The organism is Pseudomonas sp. NPDC077186 (assembly GCF_044543505.1).
Lineage (GTDB): Bacteria > Pseudomonadota > Gammaproteobacteria > Pseudomonadales > Pseudomonadaceae > Aquipseudomonas.
Genome location: NZ_JBITWE010000003.1, coordinates 19,983 through 38,711, shown reverse-complemented (window position 1 = coordinate 38,711; position 18,729 = coordinate 19,983). Strand labels below are relative to the sequence as shown.

The following is an 18,729-nucleotide window of genomic DNA, read 5'->3' as shown; positions in this document are numbered from 1 at the left end:
GAGGTCATGAGCCAATTCGTCATCAACATGCTGTTCGTGGGTGCGTCCTTCGCGCTCTACATCGGTATCGCCATCTGGGCCCGCGCGGGCTCGACCAAGGAGTTCTACGTCGCCGGCGGCGGCGTGCACCCGGTCACCAACGGCATGGCCACCGCCGCCGACTGGATGTCGGCCGCGTCCTTCATCTCCATGGCCGGCCTGATCGCCGCCGGCGGTTACGCCAACTCCACCTTCCTCATGGGCTGGACCGGCGGCTACGTGCTGCTGGCCATGCTGCTGGCGCCCTACCTGCGCAAGTTCGGCAAGTTCACCGTGCCGGATTTCATCGGCGATCGCTTCTACAGCCGCGGCGCACGCCTGACGGCGGTGATCTGCCTGGTGATCATCTCGGTCACCTACGTGATCGGGCAGATGGCCGGTGCCGGCGTGGCCTTCTCGCGCTTCCTCGAAGTGAGCAACTCGACCGGCATCTGGATCGCCGCGGCCGTGGTGTTCGCCTACGCCGTGTTCGGCGGCATGAAGGGCATCACCTACACCCAGGTGGCGCAGTACGTGGTGCTGATCATCGCCTACACCATCCCGGCGATCTTCATCTCGCTGCAACTGACCGGCAACCCGATCCCGCCGCTGGGCCTGTTCGGCGACCACGTCGACTCCGGCGTGCCGCTGCTGCAGAAGCTCGACGAAGTGGTGCGTGAACTGGGCTTCGCCGCCTACACCGCCGATGTCGACAACAAGCTGAACATGGTGCTGTTCACCATGTCGCTGATGATCGGTACCGCCGGCCTGCCGCACGTGATCATCCGCTTCTTCACCGTGCCGAAGGTGGCCGACGCCCGTTGGTCCGCCGGCTGGACCCTGATCTTCATCGCCCTGCTGTACCTCACCGCGCCGGCCGTGGCCTCGATGGCGCGCCTGAACCTGGCGACCACCATCTACCCGCAAGGCCCGACCGCCGAGGCCCTGGCCTACGACGAACGTCCGGAATGGGTCAAGACCTGGGAACAGACCGGTCTGATCGCCTGGCAAGACAAGAACGGCGACGGCCGCATCCAGATGTACAACGACGCCGCCCCGGCCTTCACCGCGACCGCCCAGGAGCGTGGCTGGAACGGCAACGAGCTGACCGTCAACAACGACATCCTGGTACTGGCCAACCCGGAGATCGCCAACCTGCCCGGCTGGGTGGTGGGGCTGATCGCGGCGGGCGCCATCGCCGCGGCACTGTCGACGGCGGCGGGGCTGTTGCTGGCGATTTCCTCGGCCATCAGTCACGACCTGATCAAGACCTTGATCAACCCGAAGATCAGCGAGAAGGGGGAAATGCGCGCGGCGCGGATCTCCATGGCCTGCGCGATTCTGCTGGCGACCTACCTGGGCCTGAACCCGCCGGGCTTCGCCGCGCAGGTGGTGGCGCTGGCCTTCGGTATCGCCGCGGCCACGCTGTTCCCGGTGCTGATGATGGGCATCTTCTCCAAGCGGGTGAACGACAAGGGCGCGATCTGCGGCATGGTCGCCGGTCTGGTGGTGACCCTGCTGTACATCTTCACCTACCTGGGCTGGTTCTTCATTCCGGGTACCAACATGCTGCCGAACACCCCGGACCAGTGGTTCATGGGTATCTCGCCGGCTTCGTTCGGTACCGTCGGTGCGCTGATCAACTTCGCCGTGGCCTATGCCGTGGCGATGCTGACCACCGCTCCGCCGCAGGAAATCCAAGACCTGGTGGAAAGCGTGCGGACTCCCAAAGGTGCTGGTGGCGCGCTGAGCCACTGAGCATAATCCAGGCCTGACGCCATCGGTCGATGGCCCAGGGTCTAACGGACGGGCCTCCAGTGGAGGCCCGTCCTATTTCAGGAACAGTCGAATGTTATGGACTTTGCTTGCCATCGCGGTGGCGGGGCTCGGCGCTGCCGGTATCGCCCTGCTGCTGCGAAAGCTGACGCGCAACAAACTGCCGAAGTGGATCATCCCGCTGTTCGGCGGCCTGGGGATGCTGGGCTACCAGATCTTCTACGAATACTCCTGGTTCGAGCATCAGCAGCAGCGCCAGCCGCAGGAATCGGTGGTGGTGGCCAGCGAGGCCGGCCACGTGTTCTGGCGCCCCTGGAGCTACTTCGTGCCGATGATCACCGCTTTTACCGTGCTCGATAGCACGAGCGTGGCCAAGCGCGAACTCGACGGCAACACGGTGGCCGAATTCATGCTCTACCGCTTCGAGAAACAGCATATCGACCATGTCGCCCACCAGGCGCACCTGCTCAACTGCGACAGCGCCGAACTGCTGCCGCTGAATGCGCAGAAGCAGCCGCAACTCGATCAGCTCAAGCGCATCGCCAAGGACGATGTGCTCTACCTGCAGGTCTGTCGTTAGCCGCTGTTAAGGGCGCCCGCTCCGACGCGGCGCCAGCAACGGCCAGCACCCCAGCAGCGCGGGCAGGCCCAGGCCGAGCCAGGCCAGGGCGTCCCACCAGCCGTCGCCGAGCAGTGCGGCGAACAAGCCGCCGGCGCCGAGCAGGGCGATCAGCGCCGGCAGGGCGAAGGTCGAGGCGCGCCAGTTCATGCCCGCGCCTCGCCGCGCACCGCGGCCCGCGCTGTGCGGCGACGTGCCCACCAGAGGTACAGGCCGCTGAGCAGCACGACGATGGTCAGCACGTCCAGCAGCGCCCAGAGGATCTGCATCGGCCGCCCGCCGTAGTCGCCGAAGTGCAGCGGCTGCGACATCGACAGCGCATCCATGTACCAGGGCCGTTCGGCGATGGCGCTGACTGCCAGGCTTTGCGCATCGATCAGCAGCGGCGCCCACAGGTAGGCGGTCAGCTGCGTGTTGCCGACCATGAACACCGTGTAATGGTGTTCGGTGGAAAAGCGCGTGCCGGGGAAGGCGATGAAGTCGGGGCGCATGCCGGGTAGCGCCGCTGCGGCGATCTCCAGCAACTGGTCCGCGGACGCGCGCTGCTGCAGCGGCGGCGCGTCGCGATAAGGCTGCATCAGTGCGCCGAGGGCCTCCTCGCGCCAGGCCTCGATCAGCAGGTCGGCACTGGCGCTGATGACGCCGGTGATGCCCACCGCCAGCGCCCAGGTCAGGGTGACGATGCCGATCAGGTTGTGCAGGTCGAGCCAGCGCGTGCGCGTCGATTTGTGCCGGCGTACTTCGGCAAAGCGCAGGCGGCGCATAAAGGGTGCGTAGAGCACCGCGCCGGAGACCATGGCGGCGACGAACAGCAGGCCCATCGCCGCCAGCAGCAGCTTGCCCGGCAGGCCGGCGAACAGGTCCACGTGCAGGCGCAGGATGAACATCAGCACGCCGCCGTTGGCCGCCGGCATGGCCAGCGCCTCGCCGCTGCGCGCGTCGAGCATGAAGCTGTGCGAGGCGTTGGGTTCGCTGGCGGCGCTGGCGGCGGTGATGGCGATCACCCCGTGCGGCTCGTCCTTGTCGTAACCGAGGTACTGCAGCACCTCGCCCGGCCGCTGGCGCTCGGCGGCGTCCACCAGCTGTTGCAGGCGCAGATGTGGCGTGCCTGCCGGTAGCGCGCGCAGTTCGGGCGCCTCGCCGAGCAGGTGCTCGAGTTCGTGGTGGAAGATCAGCGGCAGGCCGGTGACGGCCAGCATCAGCAGGAACAGGGTGCAGATCAGGCTGGTCCAGGTGTGCACGAAGGACCAGCGGCGGATGGTGGTGCTGTTCATCGCGTTATTCGGCTTCTGTCATGCGGGCAGGAGGCGCCCGACGCGGCACGCGCAGCGTGCGCGTGCCGCGCCCCGGGCTCAGAACTCCAGCTGGGCGGAGAAGGTCAGGGTGCGCGGCGCGCCCAGGTAGTGGCTGCTCAGCCAGTACTGCTTGTCCGCCAGGTTGCTGACGTTGGCGCGCAGGGTCAGCTGGTTGTCGGCCACCGGCATGCGGTAGCGGGCGCCGGCGTCGAAGGTGGTGAAGGACGGCAGGCTGTGCCGGTTGGCTTCGTCGCTGTACTGCTTGCCGGTGTAGAAGGCGCCGCCGGTCAGGGCCAGGCCGGGCAGGGCGCCGATCTCGTACTCGGCGTAGAGCTTGGCCAACTGGCTGGCGACGTCGGTCGGCTTGTTGCCTTCGTGGGCGGCGTTGGCGGTTTTCTTCACCTCGGGGTCGAGCAGGGTGATGCCGCCGACCAGGGTCAGTTCGGGCAGCGGCTTGCCGGTGATGCCGAACTCCAGGCCGTTGTTTTCCTGGCGGCCGTCCTGGGTGTAGATGCCGGCGCCGTTGGTGTAGCTGTTGGGCTTGTCGATATTGAACAGCGCCAGGGTCAGCAGGGTGTCGCCGAGGCTGGCCTTGACGCCCACTTCGTACTGCTCGCTGACCTGCGGTGCCAGCGCCTGGCCGGCATTCAGCGCGGTGTTGGGGGCGATGCCGCCGGCCTGCAGGCCTTCGATGTAGCTGACGTAGGTGGTCAGCCAGGGCAGCGGCTTGTAGATCAGCGAGAGGTTCGGCGAGGTCTCGCTCTCGTCGTAACGGCTGGCGCTCTCCGCGTAGCCGAAGGCCTCGGCCCAGACGAAGTCGTTGCTGTAGGTCTTGATGCGGCTGTGGGTCAGGCCGAGGATGCTCGACCACTGCTCGTTGAAGCTGATCACGTCGCCGATCAGGAAGTTGTCGGCCTGGGTGCGCGAGGACAGGCGCTGCTCGCCGTTGCCGATGGAGTAGTCGGGCTTGCCGACCTGCGGCCGCTCGCCGAACGGCGAGGGCATGCCGACCACGTCCTGGTACTGCGGGCCGGGGTAGGGGATGTGGTCCTCGTAGTCGCGCACGCGGGCGACGTTGCCCTGGTAGCCGAGGGTGGTCTGGTGGCGGATGGCGCCGGTGGCGAAGGCGGCGTCGAGGAACAGGTAGGCCGAGGTTTCCTCGGTTTCCACCGGGGCGAAGGCGTACAGCGGCTGGCTGTACTGGCCGGCGCTGTCGACGGTGGGGCCGGTGTAGGTGTATTCGCTGGTGTACTGGCTGTAGGCGAGCGCGCCGCGCAGGCTGAAGACCTCGTCCAGGCGCCAGTTGAAGCGGCTGCCGAGGCGGTCGTGCTCGCTGTCGGAGAAGGCCCAGCGCTGGCTGTACAGCTTGTCGTTGTCGAGGTCCTTGGCGTCCGGGCGCAGCGCCTGGTCGAAGAAGTACCAGTAGCTGGTCAGGCCGCGGGTCTCGCTCTTCTTGTGCGAGGCGTCGAACTGGATCAGCAGGTCGTCGCTGAGGTTCCAATCCAGCGCCAGGCTGATCATCTGCCGGCGCTTCTGCTGCAGGTCGATGGCGGTCTCGCCGTCCTGGCTCAGCAGGTTGAGGCGGTAGGCGAAGCGCCCTGCGTCGTCGAGCGGGCCGCCGAAGTCGCCGTGCAGGTAGTAGTTCTCGCCGCCGGCATTGCCCAGGGTGACGCTGTTGTAGCGCTCGTAGGTGGGGCGTTTCAGCACGTAGTTGACCAGGCCGCCGGGGCTGGCCGGGCCGTAGAGAAAGCCGGACAGGCCGGTGAGCACTTCCAGCTGCTCCATCTCTTCGATGAAGTTGCCGCTGTCGTAGCCGTTGGAGAAGCGCAGGCCGTCGTTGGCGATGCTCAGGTTACCGGAGCCGCTGAAGCCGCGCATGCTCACCGCGCTGGCGTAGCCGGCGCTGGTCGGCGAGGTGAACTGGGTCGCCGGGCTGAGCTTGAACACGTCGTCCAGCGACTTGGCCTGGATGTTCTGCAGCAACGCCTGGGGAATCACGCTGACCGAGTAGGGCGCGTCCTGCAGGCGCATGCCGCCGAGGGCGCCGACGTGCTTCACCTTCTCGCTGCGGTAGCCGGCCGCTTCGCTGCCCTCGCTGGCCCGGGCCGCGCTGACGGTGACGTCCGGCAGCGCCACCGCGCCGTCCGGCAGCGGCGCCAGGCTGTAGACCCCGGCGGCGCTTTCCTGCAGCTGCAGGCCGCTGCCGCGCAGCGCCGCGTGCAGCGCGCCGAGGGCGTCGTACTCGCCCTGCACCGCTGGCGCGCTCTTGCCGGCGGTCAGCGCCGGATCGATGCTCAGGGCGATGCCGGCCTGGCTGGCGATCTGGTTGAGGGTGGCGGCCAGCGGCCCGGCGGGCAGCTGGTAGGCCTCGGCCTGGGCCAGGCCGACGTGGCCGGCGAGGGCGATGGTCAGGGCCAGCAGCGGGCGGCGGAAGGGGGCGGACATTGCGAATTTCTCCTAAGCGGGAATGTGTCTCAATGTCCTGTTACCGAAGCAAAAAGGAAAAATGACAGGGGCGGGGCGAAAAAATTCGTTGTTGGGGTAGGTGCTGGCTGAATCACCCTCTCCCGCCCTGCGGGCACCCTCTCCCGGCGGGGGAGGGTTGTCAGCAGGGCGCATGACGGCCGCGGATCAGGGCGCCGGCACCACCCGCGTCCACCAGGGGCCGAAGCGTTCGATGCGCACCGGCAGGCTCGGCGGCAGGGCGGCCAGCGCCTTGTCGCTGTCGAGCAGCGGGAAGCTGCCGCTGATGCGCAGCGCGGCCAGGCGCGGGTCGAGGCCGAGATAGCCGCTGCGGTACTCGCCGAGGCGTTCGATCAGCTGCGCCAGCGGCAGGTTGTCGGCGACCAGCATGCCGCGGCTCCAGGCTTCGGCGCCGACGGGCGCGGGCTCGCTGTCGCCCAACTGCCGGCGTTCCATGCGCACCTGCTCGCCGGCCTCGACGATGCGCTCCTGCGGGCCGGCCAGCGGCCGCGCGGCGACCGCCGACTGCAGCACGATCAGCTCGGTGGCCGCGCCGTCGCGGCGCACCAGGAAGCGGGTGCCGAGGGCGCGCAGGCGGCCCTGGGGGGTGTCGACGACGAACGGCCGCGGGTCGCCCTTGGCGGTCTGCACCAGGATCTCGCCGCTGCGCAGGAACAGCCGGCGTTCGTCGCCGCTGAAATCCACGTCCAGCGCGCTGCGGCTGTTCAGCTTGATCTGGCTGCGGTCGCTCAGCAGCAGGTCGCGCTGCTCGCCGGCGGCGGTGCGGTGGTCGGCCAGGTAGTCGCCGAGTGGGCGTTGCTGGGCCAGCAGGGCCAGCGCGATGCCGCTGGCCAGCAGCAGGCCCAGGGCGCTGCCGTTCAGGCGGCGCAGGCTGCGTCGCCGCGTGCCGCCCTGCAGCAGGGCGCGCCGCGCCAGGGGCGGGGCGGCGGCGCTCAGTTGCTGGTCGATGCCGCCGAGCCGATGCCAGACCAGCGCGTGTTCGGGGTGGGCGCTCAGCCACTGGCCGAATTCGCGGCGCTGCTGTTCGCTGGCCTCGCCCGAATCCAGGCACAGCTGCCAGGCGATGGCCTCGTCGAGGGCGCGGGCGGACACCTGGCTCATCGCGGCGCTCCGTAGAGGGCGATGTAGCACTGGCGCAGGCCCTGGGTCAGGTATTGGCGCACGCGCGAGGGCGACACGCCGAGGCGTTCGGCGATCTCGGCGTGGCCGAGGCCGTCCAGGCGGTTATAGAGGAAGGCGGCGCGCGCCTTGCTCGACAGCTGGCCGAGCAGGCGGTCGATCTCGCTCAGTTGTTCCAGCGCCAGAGCCTGTTCCTCGGGGCTGGGGTGCACGGCCTCGGGCGCCTGCGCCAGCTCGTCGAGGTAGGCGCGCTCCAGGGCGCTGCGGCGGAACTGGTCGACCAGCAGGCCCTTGGCGATGGTGGTCAGCAGGGCGCGTGGCTCGCGCGGCGTGTGCAGGTCGGGGCGGCCGAGCAGGCGGACGAAGGTGTCCTGGCTCAGGTCCTCGGCGCGCTGCGGGCAGCTCAGGCTCTTGCGCAGCCAGCCGAACAGCCAGTCGCGGTGGTCGCGGTAGAGCAGACCGACCAGTTGCTGGTTGCTGGAATCCTGGACCGACACGCGCACCTCGCGAGGATGGGAGTTGAGTTGATAATGATTCGCATATGATTGCAGAGGCCGGCCCCTGCCCGCAATCGCCATGTTGCATGGGCGATGGATGGTTCGCGCCGCGACATAGATGCAGGTCAATAAGCGCGGCGCGGCGCGCCCCTAGAATCGCCGGCTTTGCCTTGCAAGCAGGACTTTCCCATGCGCTCGCGTCCCGAACTGCTGTCCCCGGCCGGCAGCCTGAAGAACATGCGCTACGCCTTCGCCTACGGCGCCGACGCGGTCTATGCCGGGCAGCCGCGCTACAGCCTGCGCGTGCGCAACAACGAGTTCGACCACGCCAACCTGGCCCTGGGCATTGTCGAGGCCCATGCCCAGGGCAAGCGCTTCTACGTGGTGGTCAATATCGCCCCGCACAACGCCAAGCTCAGGACCTTCCTCAAGGACCTGGAACCGGTGATCGCGATGGGCCCGGATGCGCTGATCATGTCCGACCCCGGGCTGATCATGCTGGTGCGCGAGCACTTCGCGCAGATGCCGATCCACCTGTCGGTGCAGGCTAACGCGGTGAACTGGGCCAGCGTGCGGTTCTGGCAGCAGCAGGGGCTGAGCCGGGTGATCCTCTCGCGCGAGCTGGCACTGGAAGAGATCGAGGAGATCCGCGCCGAGGTGCCGGAGATGGAGCTGGAGGTGTTCGTCCACGGCGCGCTGTGCATGGCCTATTCCGGGCGCTGCCTGCTGTCGGGCTATATCAACCGACGCGACCCCAACCAGGGCAGCTGCACCAACGCCTGCCGCTGGCAGTACCAGGCCACCCCGGCTGCCGAGAACGAGGCGGGCGACATGGTGCGCCTGGTCGAGCCGACCCTGGGCGTCGGTGCGCCCACCGCCCAGGCCTTCCTGCTGGAGGAGGCCGGTCGTCCGGGCGAGCATCTGGCCGCCTTCGAAGACGAGCACGGCACCTACATCATGAACTCCAAGGATCTGCGCGCGGTGCAGCACGTCGAGCGCCTGCTGCGCATGGGCGTGCATTCGCTGAAGATCGAGGGGCGCACCAAGAGCCACTTCTATGTGGCACGCACCGCCCAGGCCTACCGCCAGGCCATCGACGACGCCCTGGCCGGGCGGCCCTTCGACGGGGGCCTGATGCAGCGCCTGGAATCGCTGGCCAACCGCGGCTACACCGAGGGTTTCCTCCGTCGCCATGTGCACGACGAGTACCAGAACTATGGGCGCGGCAGTTCGCGCGCCGAGCGCCAGCAGTTCGTCGGCGAGCTGACCGGCGAGCGCCGCGGCGAGCTGGCCGAGGTGCGGGTGAAGAACCGCTTCGCCATGGGCGACTGGCTGGAGCTGATGACCCCGCAGGGCAATCGGCGCTTTTCCCTGGCGCAGCTGGAGAACCGCCACGGTCAGGCGGTGGACGTGGCCCCGGGCGACGGCCACGTGCTCTATCTGCCGTTGCCGGCAGAGTTGCAACTGGAATACGGCCTGTTGATGCGCGACCTGTAGGGTGGATGGCGCTTTCTCCATCCACCGGTGGCGTTGCGGCTTCGCCGTGGTGGATAAAAAGAGCGTTATCCACCCTACGTGGACCGCCGGCAAGCCGGCTCCTACAGGGGGGCAGCTGTAGCCCGGATGCAATCCGGGGCAAGGGTGCCGGCTACAGCGAATAGGCGCGCTGGCGGCGCCGGCTGTTGAGCGCCTGGAGCAGCGCCGGCAGGCTGTCGAGGCCCTGCTGGCGGGCCTTGCTCAGCAGGATCAGGGCCAGCTCGGCGGTGACCAGGGCGTCGGCGCTGGCGTGGTGGCGCTGCTGCACCTGCAGGCCGAAATGCCGGGTCCAGTCGTCCAGCCCGGCGTGTGCCAGCTTGGCCTTGGGGCACAGCAGCGGGGCCAGTTCGGCGACGTCGAAGAAGGCGTGCTGCAGGCGCTGGCCCAGGCTCTCCTTGAGCGCGCGGGCGAGCATGCGCTGGTCGAACTCGGCGTGGTAGGCCAGCAGCGGGCTGTCGCCGACGAACTCCATAAAGGCCAGCAGGGCCTCGGCCGGCTCCTCGCCGCGGGCGATCTCGCTGGGGGCGATGCCGTGGATCAGGGTGCTGACCCCGGCCTGGTGGCCGTCGCGCTGCAGGGTGCACTCGAACTGCTGGCTGAGGTCGATGGCGCCGTGCTCGATCACCACCGCGCCAATCGACAGCACCTGGTCGCGGCGCATATTCAGGCCGCTGGTCTCCAGGTCGAGGACGACCAAGCGTTGCGCGTGCAGCGGCCGCTCGTCGAGCGCGGCCGAGGCCGCCAGCTCGCGGCGGCGTTCCAGCTGGCGCTGGGTCAGGGCCGGGCCGCGCCCGGTGAACCAGGTGAACTTGCTCATAGCTGATACCTCAGGGCCAGGCTGCTCTGCAGCCGCTGCGCCTGGCGCAAGGACTCGCGCAGGATGCGCCGGTCCAGGTGGTTGAGGCGGTCGGGGTCGACCCGGTTGGAGTAGGGCAGCTCGTCGCGCGCCTGCAGCTGGTGCTGCTGCATGCGGGTCTGCTGGATGAAGTGGTAGGCCTCCTCGAACGCGGCGCCGTCCTGCGCCTCGATCACGCCCTTGGCCACCAGCGCGCGCAGGCGCTCGAGGGTGCCGACCGCGGCGACGTTATGGGCCAGGGCGAGTAGGCGGGCGCCGTCGACGAAGGGGGTCAGGCCCTGCACCTTGAGGTCCAGGGTGTCCTTGTCGGCGCCGGAGCGGGCCACCACGAAATCGCGGAAACGCCCCACCGGCGGACGCTGGCGCAGGGCGTTCTCGGCCAGCATCTGCTGGAACAGGCTGTTGTTGCCGATGCGCCCGAGCAGCTCCTCGCGCAGCTGCTCGCAGCCCTCGTCCGGGCCCCAGATCGCGCGCAGGTCGAAATAGATGGTCGAGCTCAGCAGGTTTTCCGGGGTGGCTTCGAGGACGAAACGGGCGAAACGCCGCGACCACTCCTGGCGCGACAGGCACAGCTCCGGGTTGCTGGCCATGATATTGCCCTTGCACAGGGTGAAGCCGCACTGCGCCAGGCGCTGGTTGATGGTGGCGGCCAGCGGCAGCAGGCGCCCGCGGATGGCGGCGGCCTCGGCGGCGTCGGCCGCCTCGAACAGGATGCCGTTGTCCTGGTCGGTGTGCAGGGTCTGCTCGCGGCGGCCTTCGCTGCCGAAGCACAGCCAGGTGAAGGGCACGCCGGGGTCGCCCATTTCCTCGATCGTCAGCTCGATCACCCGGCACACGGTGTGGTCGTTGAGCAGGGTGACGATATGGGTGATCTGCGTCGAGCTGGCGCCGTGGGCCAGCATGCGGTCGACCAGCAGGCGGATGTCGCTGCGCAGCCCGGCCAGGGTCTCGACCTTGCCGGCGTGGCGGATGGTGCGCGCCAGGTGCACCAGGTCGACGCGCTGCAGGCTGAACAGGTCGCGCTCGGAAATCACCCCGCACAGCCGCTCGTGTTCCACCAGGCAGACGTGGGCGATATGCCGCTCGGTCATGGCGATGGCGGCGTCGAAGGCGCTGGCGTCCGGCGCCAGGTGGAAGGGCCTGGGCGTCATCAGGTTGCTGATCGGCTGGGCCAGGTCGACGCCGTCGGCCACCACCCGGCGCAGGTCGCGCAGGGTGAAGATGCCCAGCGGCCGCTCGCTCGGGTCGACGATGACGATGCTGCCGACGTGCTGTTCGTGCATCAGCCGCACCGCCTCGCGCAGCGGCGTGACGGGGGCGCAGCCGATGGGTTGGCGCATGGCCAGTTCGCCCAGGCGGGTATCCAGCGAGTACTGCGCGCCGAGGGTCTCCACCGCGCGCAGCTGCACCTGCTGGTTGACCTGGTCGAGCAGGCTGCTGACCCCGCGCAGGGCGAAGTCGCGCAGCGGGTTGGACACGGCGAACAGCTTGACGAAGGCGTGCTTGGCCAGCAGCAGACAGAAGCTGTCCTCGGCGGCCAGGTGTTCGGTGCGGGTGGCGCGTTCGCCGATCAGTGCGGCCAGCGGAAAGCACTCGCCGGCGGCGATCTCGAAGGTGGTCTCGGTGCCGCGCCGCGCGCTGTGCGGGCGCTCGCCGTGCACCCGGCCCTGCTTGACGATGTAGAAGTGCTCGACCGGGCCGTCGCTCGGCTTGATGATCGACTCGCCCTCGCCGTAGAAGCGCAGCTGGCAATGCTCGACCAGAAACGCCAGGTGGGCGGTGTCCATCTGGTTGAAGGGCGGAAACTTCTGCAGGAACTCCATGGTGCCGTGAATGTTCTGCAGCACCGCGGTCTTGCCCGCATCGGCCAGGGCGTCGGCCTTGCTCATGGGCTTGCGCCTCGCAGTTTCGAGATGCTGCCAGTGTGGCCGCGCGCACGCGCCCTGGCCATTGCACCTAAGTAGGGGGCGGTCACGCTCTTCTCTGTTTTGTCATAGAAATGGCGCATGAAATACTGGTATGTGATAGATCGAAGAGGTGTGTCAAAATGCCATCTTTCGCCGGCCGACTCGCCTTTTCGCATTGCCGCGGCCGCCCGAACATATCTGGTCTGGATGTAGTTCGTGAACCTGAGCAAGAGAAGAGGGCGCGTCGCGCCGTGTGGGAGGCGCCGCGCCGCGCTGTTTGTCAACACCCTGCTGCTGAGTACTTGCCTGCAGGCCCAACCGCATTACGATGCCTTGCTCGAGCAGGCCCGCAGCGGGCGCTACCAGCCGGCGCTGAACTATCTGCGCGGGCAGGAGGGGGCCTGGGCCTCGCCCCGCTATCTGTCCGATCACCTGCTGATCGCCGGTTGGGCCGGCGAGGATGCCGAGGTCGTCAGGCTCTATGAGGGCCATGCTGCGCAGGCCGCCCTGTCGGCCGATGTGCTGACCGGTGTGGCCCGGGCCTATCGCAATCTGCACCAGTGGCAGTCGGCGCTGGCGGTCTACGAGCGGGGCCGGGCGCGTTTCCCCGGCCATCCGCAGCTGGCGCTCGGGCAGGTGCTGGTGATGGCCGATGCCGGCCAGACGCAGCAGGCGGTGAGCCGCGGCCTGCGCCTGGTGCAGCAGGCCCCGCAGGACGCCGAGCGGCGCCTGGCGCTGGGCTACGCCCATCTGCGCGATGGCCAGCCCTATGCGGCGCTGTTTCAGATCGACCGTGCCCGCGAGCTGGCGCCGCAGCGCGGCGATGTCGCTCGCGAGTACCTTACCGCCTTGCAGCGCGCCGGCCTGGCCGAGCAGGCGCTGGCGTTCGCCCGGGCTCAGCCCGGGCTGCTCGACGCCGCTCGGCAGCGCCAGCTGCAGGCCGACGCGCTGGCCGCCCTGGTGCGCATGGCGGACATGGCCACGCGCAGCGAGGCCGAGCGCTTTCGCCTCGCCGACCAGGCCCTGGCCGATGCCGAACGCCTGCTCCAGGCCTGGGCCGAGGTGCCGCAGGCGCGCGCCGACGGCCTGCGGGTGCGTATCGACCGGCTGGGCGCGCTGCATGCGCGGGTGCGCATGGCCGAGCTGCTGGAGGACTACCGGCAGTTGCAGGCCGAAGGCGTCGAGCTGCCGGGCTATGCCCAGCGCTGGGTCGCCTCCGCGCTGCTGTACCTGCGCGAGCCGGAGCAGGCGGCCGCGCTGTACCGCCAGGTGATCGCCGGGGAGAACGACAAGCACCCGCTCTGGCTGGCCGACCATCAAGGGCTGTTCTATGCGCTGGTGGAAAGCGAGCAGCTGCAGGAGGCCCATGGGCTCGCCACGCGGCTGGCGGCGCAGCAGCCGCCACGGCTGTACCGGCTGGGCAACCCCGAGGCCGAGCCCAATGCGCGCTGGCTGGAGGCGCAGGCCATGCAGGCCAACGCCGAGCTGTACCTGAACAACACTCCGGCCGCCACGCAGGCATTCGCCCAGTTGGCCGGGAACGCGCCGAACAACAGTTCGTTGCGCACCTCGCTGGCCAGCCTGTACCAGGCTCGCGGCTGGCCGCGGCGTGCCGAGGACGAGCTGAAGGTGGTGGAAAGCACGGCACCACGGCATCTGGGTCTGGAGGTGCAGCAGGGCCTGGGGGCGCTGGAATTGCAGGAATGGCGCCAGCTCGATCTGCTCGCCGACGACGTGATCCGCCGCTATCCGGAAAACCTCCAGGCACAGCGCCTGGAGAAGCTGCGCCGGGTGCATCACATGGCCGAGCTGCGGATTTCCGCCTACCGCGGCCTGGGCTCGGGCAGCAGCGTATCCGGCGGCCATGACCTGGGCATCGACAGCGTCCTCTACAGCGAGCCGCTGCACGACGACTGGCGCCTGTTCGGCGGCGCCGGCTATGCCAGCGCGGACTTCGAGGAAGGGCGCGGCCATCATCGCTGGCAGCGCGGCGGACTCGAGTGGCGGGTACGCAACCACCGCCTGGAGGCCGAGGTGTCGCGCCACGATTACGACCACGGCGACAAGCTGGGCCTGCGCCTGAACGGCTGGCACGACATCGATGACCACTGGCAGTACGGCTGGTCGGCGCAGTCGTTGTCGAGCGAGACGCCGTTGCGGGCGCTGAACGCCGACATCAGCGCCGACAGCCTGAGCGGCTTCCTGCGCTGGCGTGCCGACGAGCGGCGCGAATGGCGGGGCTCCTTCGCTGCCGCGCATTTCAGCGACGGCAACGACCGCCTGGGCCTGCTGCTGGCCGGCAGCGAGCGCCTGTACACCGCGCCGACCTGGCAGGCCGACCTGGGGCTGGAATTCTCCGGCGCCCACAACAGCGGCTCGGCCGACGTGCCCTACTTCAATCCCAGGGCCGAGTTCGGCGTGCTGCCCAGCCTGAACCTGTCGCACAGCCTCTACCGGCGCTACCAGACCGTCTGGAGCCAGCAGGTGCAACTGGGCCTCGGCAGCAACCACCAGCGCGACTACGGCAGCGCGGCGGTCGGCCTGATCCGCTACGGCCAGCGCCTGCGCCTGGACGACCGTTTCGATGGCGGCATCGCCGTCTCGGCCCTGAGCCGCGAGTACGACGGCGACCGCGAGCGCGAAGTGAGCGTGCTGCTCGATCTCAATTACCGCTTCTAAGGACCATCCCATGGCCTATTTTCCTCGTTGGCTGCTGCTCGGGCTGAGCGCCCTGCTGCTCGCCGCCTGCGCCGTCGAAGCGCCACCCTTCACACCGCCGCAGCAGCGCCCGCTGGCCGCTGCGGAGAATCCCTGGCCGCAGGGGCGTGTCCTGGCGCTGGCCTATCACGATGTCGAGGACGGCGAGGCCGACCAGCGCTTCATGTCGGTACGCACCGCCAACCTGATCGAGCAGCTGGCCTGGCTCAAGGCCAGCGGCTTCCAGGCCGTGTCGGTGGATCAGCTGCTGGCTGCCCGTCAGGGTGGCCCGGCGTTGCCGGACAAGCCGCTGCTGCTCAGCTTCGACGACGGCTACGTTAGCTTCTACGAGCGCGTGCTGCCCATCCTCCGCGCCTATGGGTGGCCGGCGGTGCTGGCCCCGGTGGGCGTCTGGCTGGATACGCCGGCAGAGCGGCCGGTGGATTTCGGCGGCGAGCCGGTGGCGCGCGAGCGCTTCCTGGGCTGGCAGCAGATCGGCGAGATCGCCGCCAGCGGTCTGGTGGAGATCGCCGCGCATACCGACGCCCTGCACTACGGAGCGCAGGCCAATCCGCAGGGCAACCTGCAGCCGGCGGCGGCCACGCGCCTCTACGACCCGCTAAGCCGCCGCTACGAAAACGATGCCGAGCACGACGCGCGCATCGCCCGCGATGTCGAGCGCATCAGCGCCAAGATCCAGGCCGCCAGCGGCCGTGCGCCGCGTGTCTGGGTCTGGCCCTACGGCGAGGCCAGCGGCAGCGCCCTGCGCATCGTCGGCGACAACGGCTACGAGCTGGCGCTGACCCTGGAGAACGGCCTGGGTGATTTCGCCAGCCTGCAGCAGGGGCCGCGCATGTTGCTCAGCGGCGACCCGGATACCAGCAACCTGGCCCTGGCGGTTAGCCGGGTCGAGGAGCAGAAGCTGATGCGCGTCGCCCATGTCGACCTGGACTACGTCTACGACCCCGACCCGCAGCAGATGGACGCCAACCTCGGCAAGCTGGTGCAGCGCATCGCCGATCTGCGTATCAGCACGGTGTTCCTGCAGGCCTACGCCGACCCCGAGGGCGACGGCCTGGTCAGGTCGCTGTATTTCCCCAACCGCCACCTGCCGGTGCGCGCCGACTTGTTCAACCGCGTCGCCTGGCAGCTGCGTACCCGCGCCAAGGTCGAGGTGTACGCCTGGATGCCGGTGCTCAGCTTCGACCTCGATCCCGCCCTGCCGCGGGTGCAGCGCTGGTCCGCCGATGCCGCGCCGGTGGTGGACGAGGTGCAGTACCGCCGGCTGTCGCCCTTCGACCCCGAGGTGCGCCGGCAGATCGGCGAGATCTACGAGGACCTGGCGCGTCACGCCAGCTTCGCCGGCGTGCTGTATCACGACGACGCCCTGCTCTCGGATTTCGAGGACGCCGGCCCGGCGGCCCTGGCGGCCTATCGCGGCGCCGGTCTGCCCGGCGATATCGCGCTGCTGCGCGCCGACGAGGACAGCCTGCAGCGCTGGACGCGCTTCAAGAGCCGCTACCTGATCGACTTCACCGCCGAGCTGACGGCCAAGGTTCGCGCCATCCGTGGCCCGCAGGTGAAGACCGCGCGCAACCTCTATGCGCAGCCGGTCATCAACCCCTACAGCGAGACCTGGTTCGCGCAGAACCTCGACGATTTCCTCGCCAGCTACGACTGGACCGCGCCCATGGCCATGCCCTTCATGGAGGGCGTCGAGGCGCAGCAGGCCGAGGCCTGGCTGGACCAGCTGGTGCAGCAGATCGCCCGGCGTCCGGGCGCGCTGCAGCGCACGGTGTTCGAGTTGCAGGCGCGCGACTGGCGTGGCGGCAGCCAGGGGCCGATCGACTCGCAGCTGTTGGCCCAGTGGATGCGCCGCCTGCAATGGCACGGCGTGCGCCACTTCGGCTACTACCCGGACGACTTTCATAGCGACCAGCCGCGTCTGCAGACGGTTCGGCCGGCGCTCTCCAATGCCTGGTATCCCCTGCCATGATCGACCGCATCTATGCCCTGCTGATCCTGCTGCTGGTGCTCGGCGCCCCGGTCGGGGTGGCCCTGGCCCTGACCGGGGACGTGCTGCTGGACTTCGTCTTCTTCTACCCGCTGTTCATGTCGGCGCTGTGGATGGCCGGCGGCAGCTACTTCTGGCTGCACTGGGAGCGCCACTGGCCCTGGTCCGACAGCGGGGAGGTGCTGCCGCCGCCGCTGGTCGGCGAACCGCTGGTGTCGATCCTGGTGCCCTGCTTCAACGAGGGCGAGCACGCCCGGGAAACCATAGGCGCGGCCCTGGCGCAGCGTTACCCGGCCATCGAGGTGATCGCCATCAACGACGGCTCGCGCGACGACACTGCCGCGGTGCTCGATCGCCTGGCCGCCGACGAGCCGCGCCTGCGCGTGCTGCACCTGGCGCAGAACCAGGGCAAGGCCGTGGCCCTGCGCATGGGCGCCCTGGCGGCGCGCAGCGAATACCTGGTGTGCATCGATGGCGATGCCTTGCTTGAGCAGGACGCCGTGGCCTACCTGGTGGCGCCGCTGATCGATAACCCGCGGGTCGGCGCCGTTACCGGCAACCCACGCATTCGTACCCGCTCGACGCTGGTGGGACGCATCCAGGTCGGCGAGTTCTCCTCCATCATCGGTCTGATCAAGCGCACCCAGCGGGTCTATGGCCGGGTCTTCACTGTTTCCGGGGTGATAGCCGCGTTCCGCCGCAGCGCACTGAACCGCATCGACTACTGGAGCGCGGACATGATCACCGAGGACATCGACGTCAGCTGGAAGCTGCAGCTTGATCACTGGTCGATCTTCTACGAGCCGCGCGCCCTGTGCTGGATCCTTATGCCGGAAACCCTGCGTGGTCTGTGGAAGCAGCGCCTGCGCTGGGCACAGGGCGGCGCCGAGGTGTTGCTGAAGAACATCGGCACCATCTGGGCCTGGCGCCTGCGCTACATGTGGCCGCTGTTGATCGAGTTCGCCCTGTCGGCGATCTGGGCCTTCACCTTCGCCCTGTCGATCCTGCTATGGCTGCTCGGCCAACTGGTGGAGCTGCCGCCCGGGTTGCAGGTCAGCAGCATCCTGCCGCCGGCCTTTACCGGCCTGGTGCTGGCCTGCGTATGCCTGCTGCAGTTCAGCCTCAGCCTGTTCATCGAGCGACGCTACGAGCGCGGGCTGGCCCGCTCGCTGTTCTGGATCATCTGGTACCCGCTGGCGTTCTGGATGGTCACCCTGTTCACCACGCTGGTCAGCTTCCCCAGGGTCATGCTCAAGCGGCGTCAGCAACGGGCGCGCTGGGTCAGCCCGGATCGTGGGATCAATACTCTCAACGCAAGGAAGCCATCATGAGCCTGCTGGTTCGTAGCCAGCAGGGCCGCCTGGCGCGCGCCGTCGACGTGCTATTGACGCTGGCCGCCTGGGCGGCGATGGCCTACTTGCTGGTGCAGGGCGTGGCCTCGCTGCTGGCCAGCGGCCGGCATGGGCCGCGGCCGGCCCTGGTAGTGGAAATCATGCCGACGCTCGATACCCTGCTGGTCTACCTGCTGGTGGCACTGGGGCTCGGCGCCATCCTGCTGGCCTGGGCCAAGTACAACGAACGCCGCGCCGGCTGGTACCAGCGCCGTTCGCGCATGCCGGACATCACCGAGGAGACTCTGGCGGCCAATTTCCAGGTCTCCCTGGGGATCCTCGATTGCCTGCAACGTCAGCAGGTGCTGATTCTGCACAATCGCGAGGACGGTGCGCTGGCTGCCATCGAGTTCCCTGGTACCGCGCTGCGCCTGCCGGCCCTGGCCAGCGATGAGCTGCTCGAGTCGCTGCGCAGCGAAGAGGCGCTGAGCGCCGAGCCGCTGGAGGGCTGAGGGAGTGCCAGGCGCCGACGAGTATGGCGCCACGGAAAAAGAAAAATCCCCGCAGCGAGCAGTCGCTG

General features: G+C 68.8%; 14 protein-coding genes. 7 read left to right on the top strand and 7 right to left on the bottom strand.

Going from position 1 to position 18,729, the window contains the following annotated elements; all coding sequences use genetic code 11:
- Positions 1 to 6: 6 nt before the first annotated feature.
- On the top strand, positions 7 to 1,776 hold the full coding sequence (locus tag ACIGKL_RS12145) for a sodium:solute symporter family protein (RefSeq protein WP_397486897.1): 1,770 nt from the start codon (positions 7 to 9) through the stop codon (positions 1,774 to 1,776).
- Between the two features lie 91 nt (positions 1,777 to 1,867).
- Positions 1,868 to 2,374 (top strand): hypothetical protein, encoded by a 507-nt coding sequence (locus ACIGKL_RS12140; protein WP_397486896.1) that lies wholly within the window; start codon positions 1,868 to 1,870, stop codon positions 2,372 to 2,374.
- Positions 2,375 to 2,380: 6 nt separating this feature from the next.
- Here the strand turns inward: ACIGKL_RS12140 and ACIGKL_RS12135 are convergent, their stop codons facing one another.
- From ACIGKL_RS12135 to ACIGKL_RS12115, 5 genes are all read right to left on the bottom strand, one after another.
- On the bottom strand, positions 2,381 to 2,563 hold the full coding sequence (locus ACIGKL_RS12135) for a hypothetical protein (protein ID WP_397486895.1): 183 nt from the start codon (positions 2,561 to 2,563) through the stop codon (positions 2,381 to 2,383).
- The gene (locus ACIGKL_RS12130) at positions 2,560 to 3,687 is read right to left on the bottom strand and encodes a PepSY-associated TM helix domain-containing protein (RefSeq protein ID WP_397486894.1); all 1,128 of its coding nucleotides are present in this window, start codon (positions 3,685 to 3,687) and stop codon (positions 2,560 to 2,562) included. Before ACIGKL_RS12130 ends, ACIGKL_RS12135 begins: the two co-directional genes overlap by 4 nt.
- Before the next feature lie 78 nt (positions 3,688 to 3,765).
- Positions 3,766 to 6,153 (bottom strand): TonB-dependent siderophore receptor, encoded by a 2,388-nt coding sequence (locus ACIGKL_RS12125; RefSeq protein WP_397486893.1) that lies wholly within the window; start codon positions 6,151 to 6,153, stop codon positions 3,766 to 3,768.
- Between the two features lie 186 nt (positions 6,154 to 6,339).
- Positions 6,340 to 7,293: a FecR family protein gene (locus ACIGKL_RS12120; protein ID WP_397486892.1), complete on the bottom strand. Its 954-nt coding sequence runs from the start codon at positions 7,291 to 7,293 to the stop codon at positions 6,340 to 6,342.
- Positions 7,290 to 7,808 (bottom strand): RNA polymerase sigma factor, encoded by a 519-nt coding sequence (locus ACIGKL_RS12115; RefSeq protein WP_397486891.1) that lies wholly within the window; start codon positions 7,806 to 7,808, stop codon positions 7,290 to 7,292. Before ACIGKL_RS12115 ends, ACIGKL_RS12120 begins: the two co-directional genes overlap by 4 nt.
- 189 nt (positions 7,809 to 7,997) lie before the next feature.
- Between ACIGKL_RS12115 and yegQ the strand changes: the two genes are divergently transcribed.
- Positions 7,998 to 9,305: a tRNA 5-hydroxyuridine modification protein YegQ gene (gene yegQ, locus ACIGKL_RS12110; RefSeq protein ID WP_397486890.1), complete on the top strand. Its 1,308-nt coding sequence runs from the start codon at positions 7,998 to 8,000 to the stop codon at positions 9,303 to 9,305.
- 151 nt (positions 9,306 to 9,456) lie between these two features.
- Here the strand turns inward: yegQ and ACIGKL_RS12105 are convergent, their stop codons facing one another.
- Positions 9,457 to 10,161 carry a PolC-type DNA polymerase III gene (locus tag ACIGKL_RS12105; RefSeq protein ID WP_397486889.1) on the bottom strand — a complete coding sequence of 235 codons (705 nt, stop codon included), beginning with the start codon at positions 10,159 to 10,161 and terminating at the stop codon, positions 9,457 to 9,459.
- Positions 10,158 to 12,089 carry a putative nucleotidyltransferase substrate binding domain-containing protein gene (locus ACIGKL_RS12100; RefSeq protein ID WP_397486888.1) on the bottom strand — a complete coding sequence of 644 codons (1,932 nt, stop codon included), beginning with the start codon at positions 12,087 to 12,089 and terminating at the stop codon, positions 10,158 to 10,160. The genes ACIGKL_RS12105 and ACIGKL_RS12100 overlap by 4 nt, the downstream gene beginning before the upstream one ends.
- Positions 12,090 to 12,323: 234 nt before the next feature.
- On the opposite strand from ACIGKL_RS12100, the gene pgaA reads away from it, so the two are divergent.
- From pgaA to pgaD, 4 genes are read left to right on the top strand one after another with little or no spacing between them, the layout of a single operon-like run.
- The gene (gene pgaA, locus ACIGKL_RS12095; RefSeq protein ID WP_397486887.1) at positions 12,324 to 14,786 is read left to right on the top strand and encodes a poly-beta-1,6 N-acetyl-D-glucosamine export porin PgaA; all 2,463 of its coding nucleotides are present in this window, start codon (positions 12,324 to 12,326) and stop codon (positions 14,784 to 14,786) included.
- A 10-nt stretch (positions 14,787 to 14,796) separates the two neighbouring features.
- Positions 14,797 to 16,800 carry a poly-beta-1,6-N-acetyl-D-glucosamine N-deacetylase PgaB gene (pgaB, locus tag ACIGKL_RS12090; protein ID WP_397486886.1) on the top strand — a complete coding sequence of 668 codons (2,004 nt, stop codon included), beginning with the start codon at positions 14,797 to 14,799 and terminating at the stop codon, positions 16,798 to 16,800.
- On the top strand, positions 16,797 to 18,149 hold the full coding sequence (pgaC, locus tag ACIGKL_RS12085) for a poly-beta-1,6-N-acetyl-D-glucosamine synthase (RefSeq protein WP_397486885.1): 1,353 nt from the start codon (positions 16,797 to 16,799) through the stop codon (positions 18,147 to 18,149). Before pgaB ends, pgaC begins: the two co-directional genes overlap by 4 nt.
- Complete coding sequence (gene pgaD / locus ACIGKL_RS12080; RefSeq protein WP_397486884.1) at positions 18,146 to 18,661, top strand: poly-beta-1,6-N-acetyl-D-glucosamine biosynthesis protein PgaD; 516 nt, start codon at positions 18,146 to 18,148, stop codon at positions 18,659 to 18,661. The genes pgaC and pgaD overlap by 4 nt, the downstream gene beginning before the upstream one ends.
- The last annotated feature ends 68 nt before the right edge of the window (positions 18,662 to 18,729 follow it).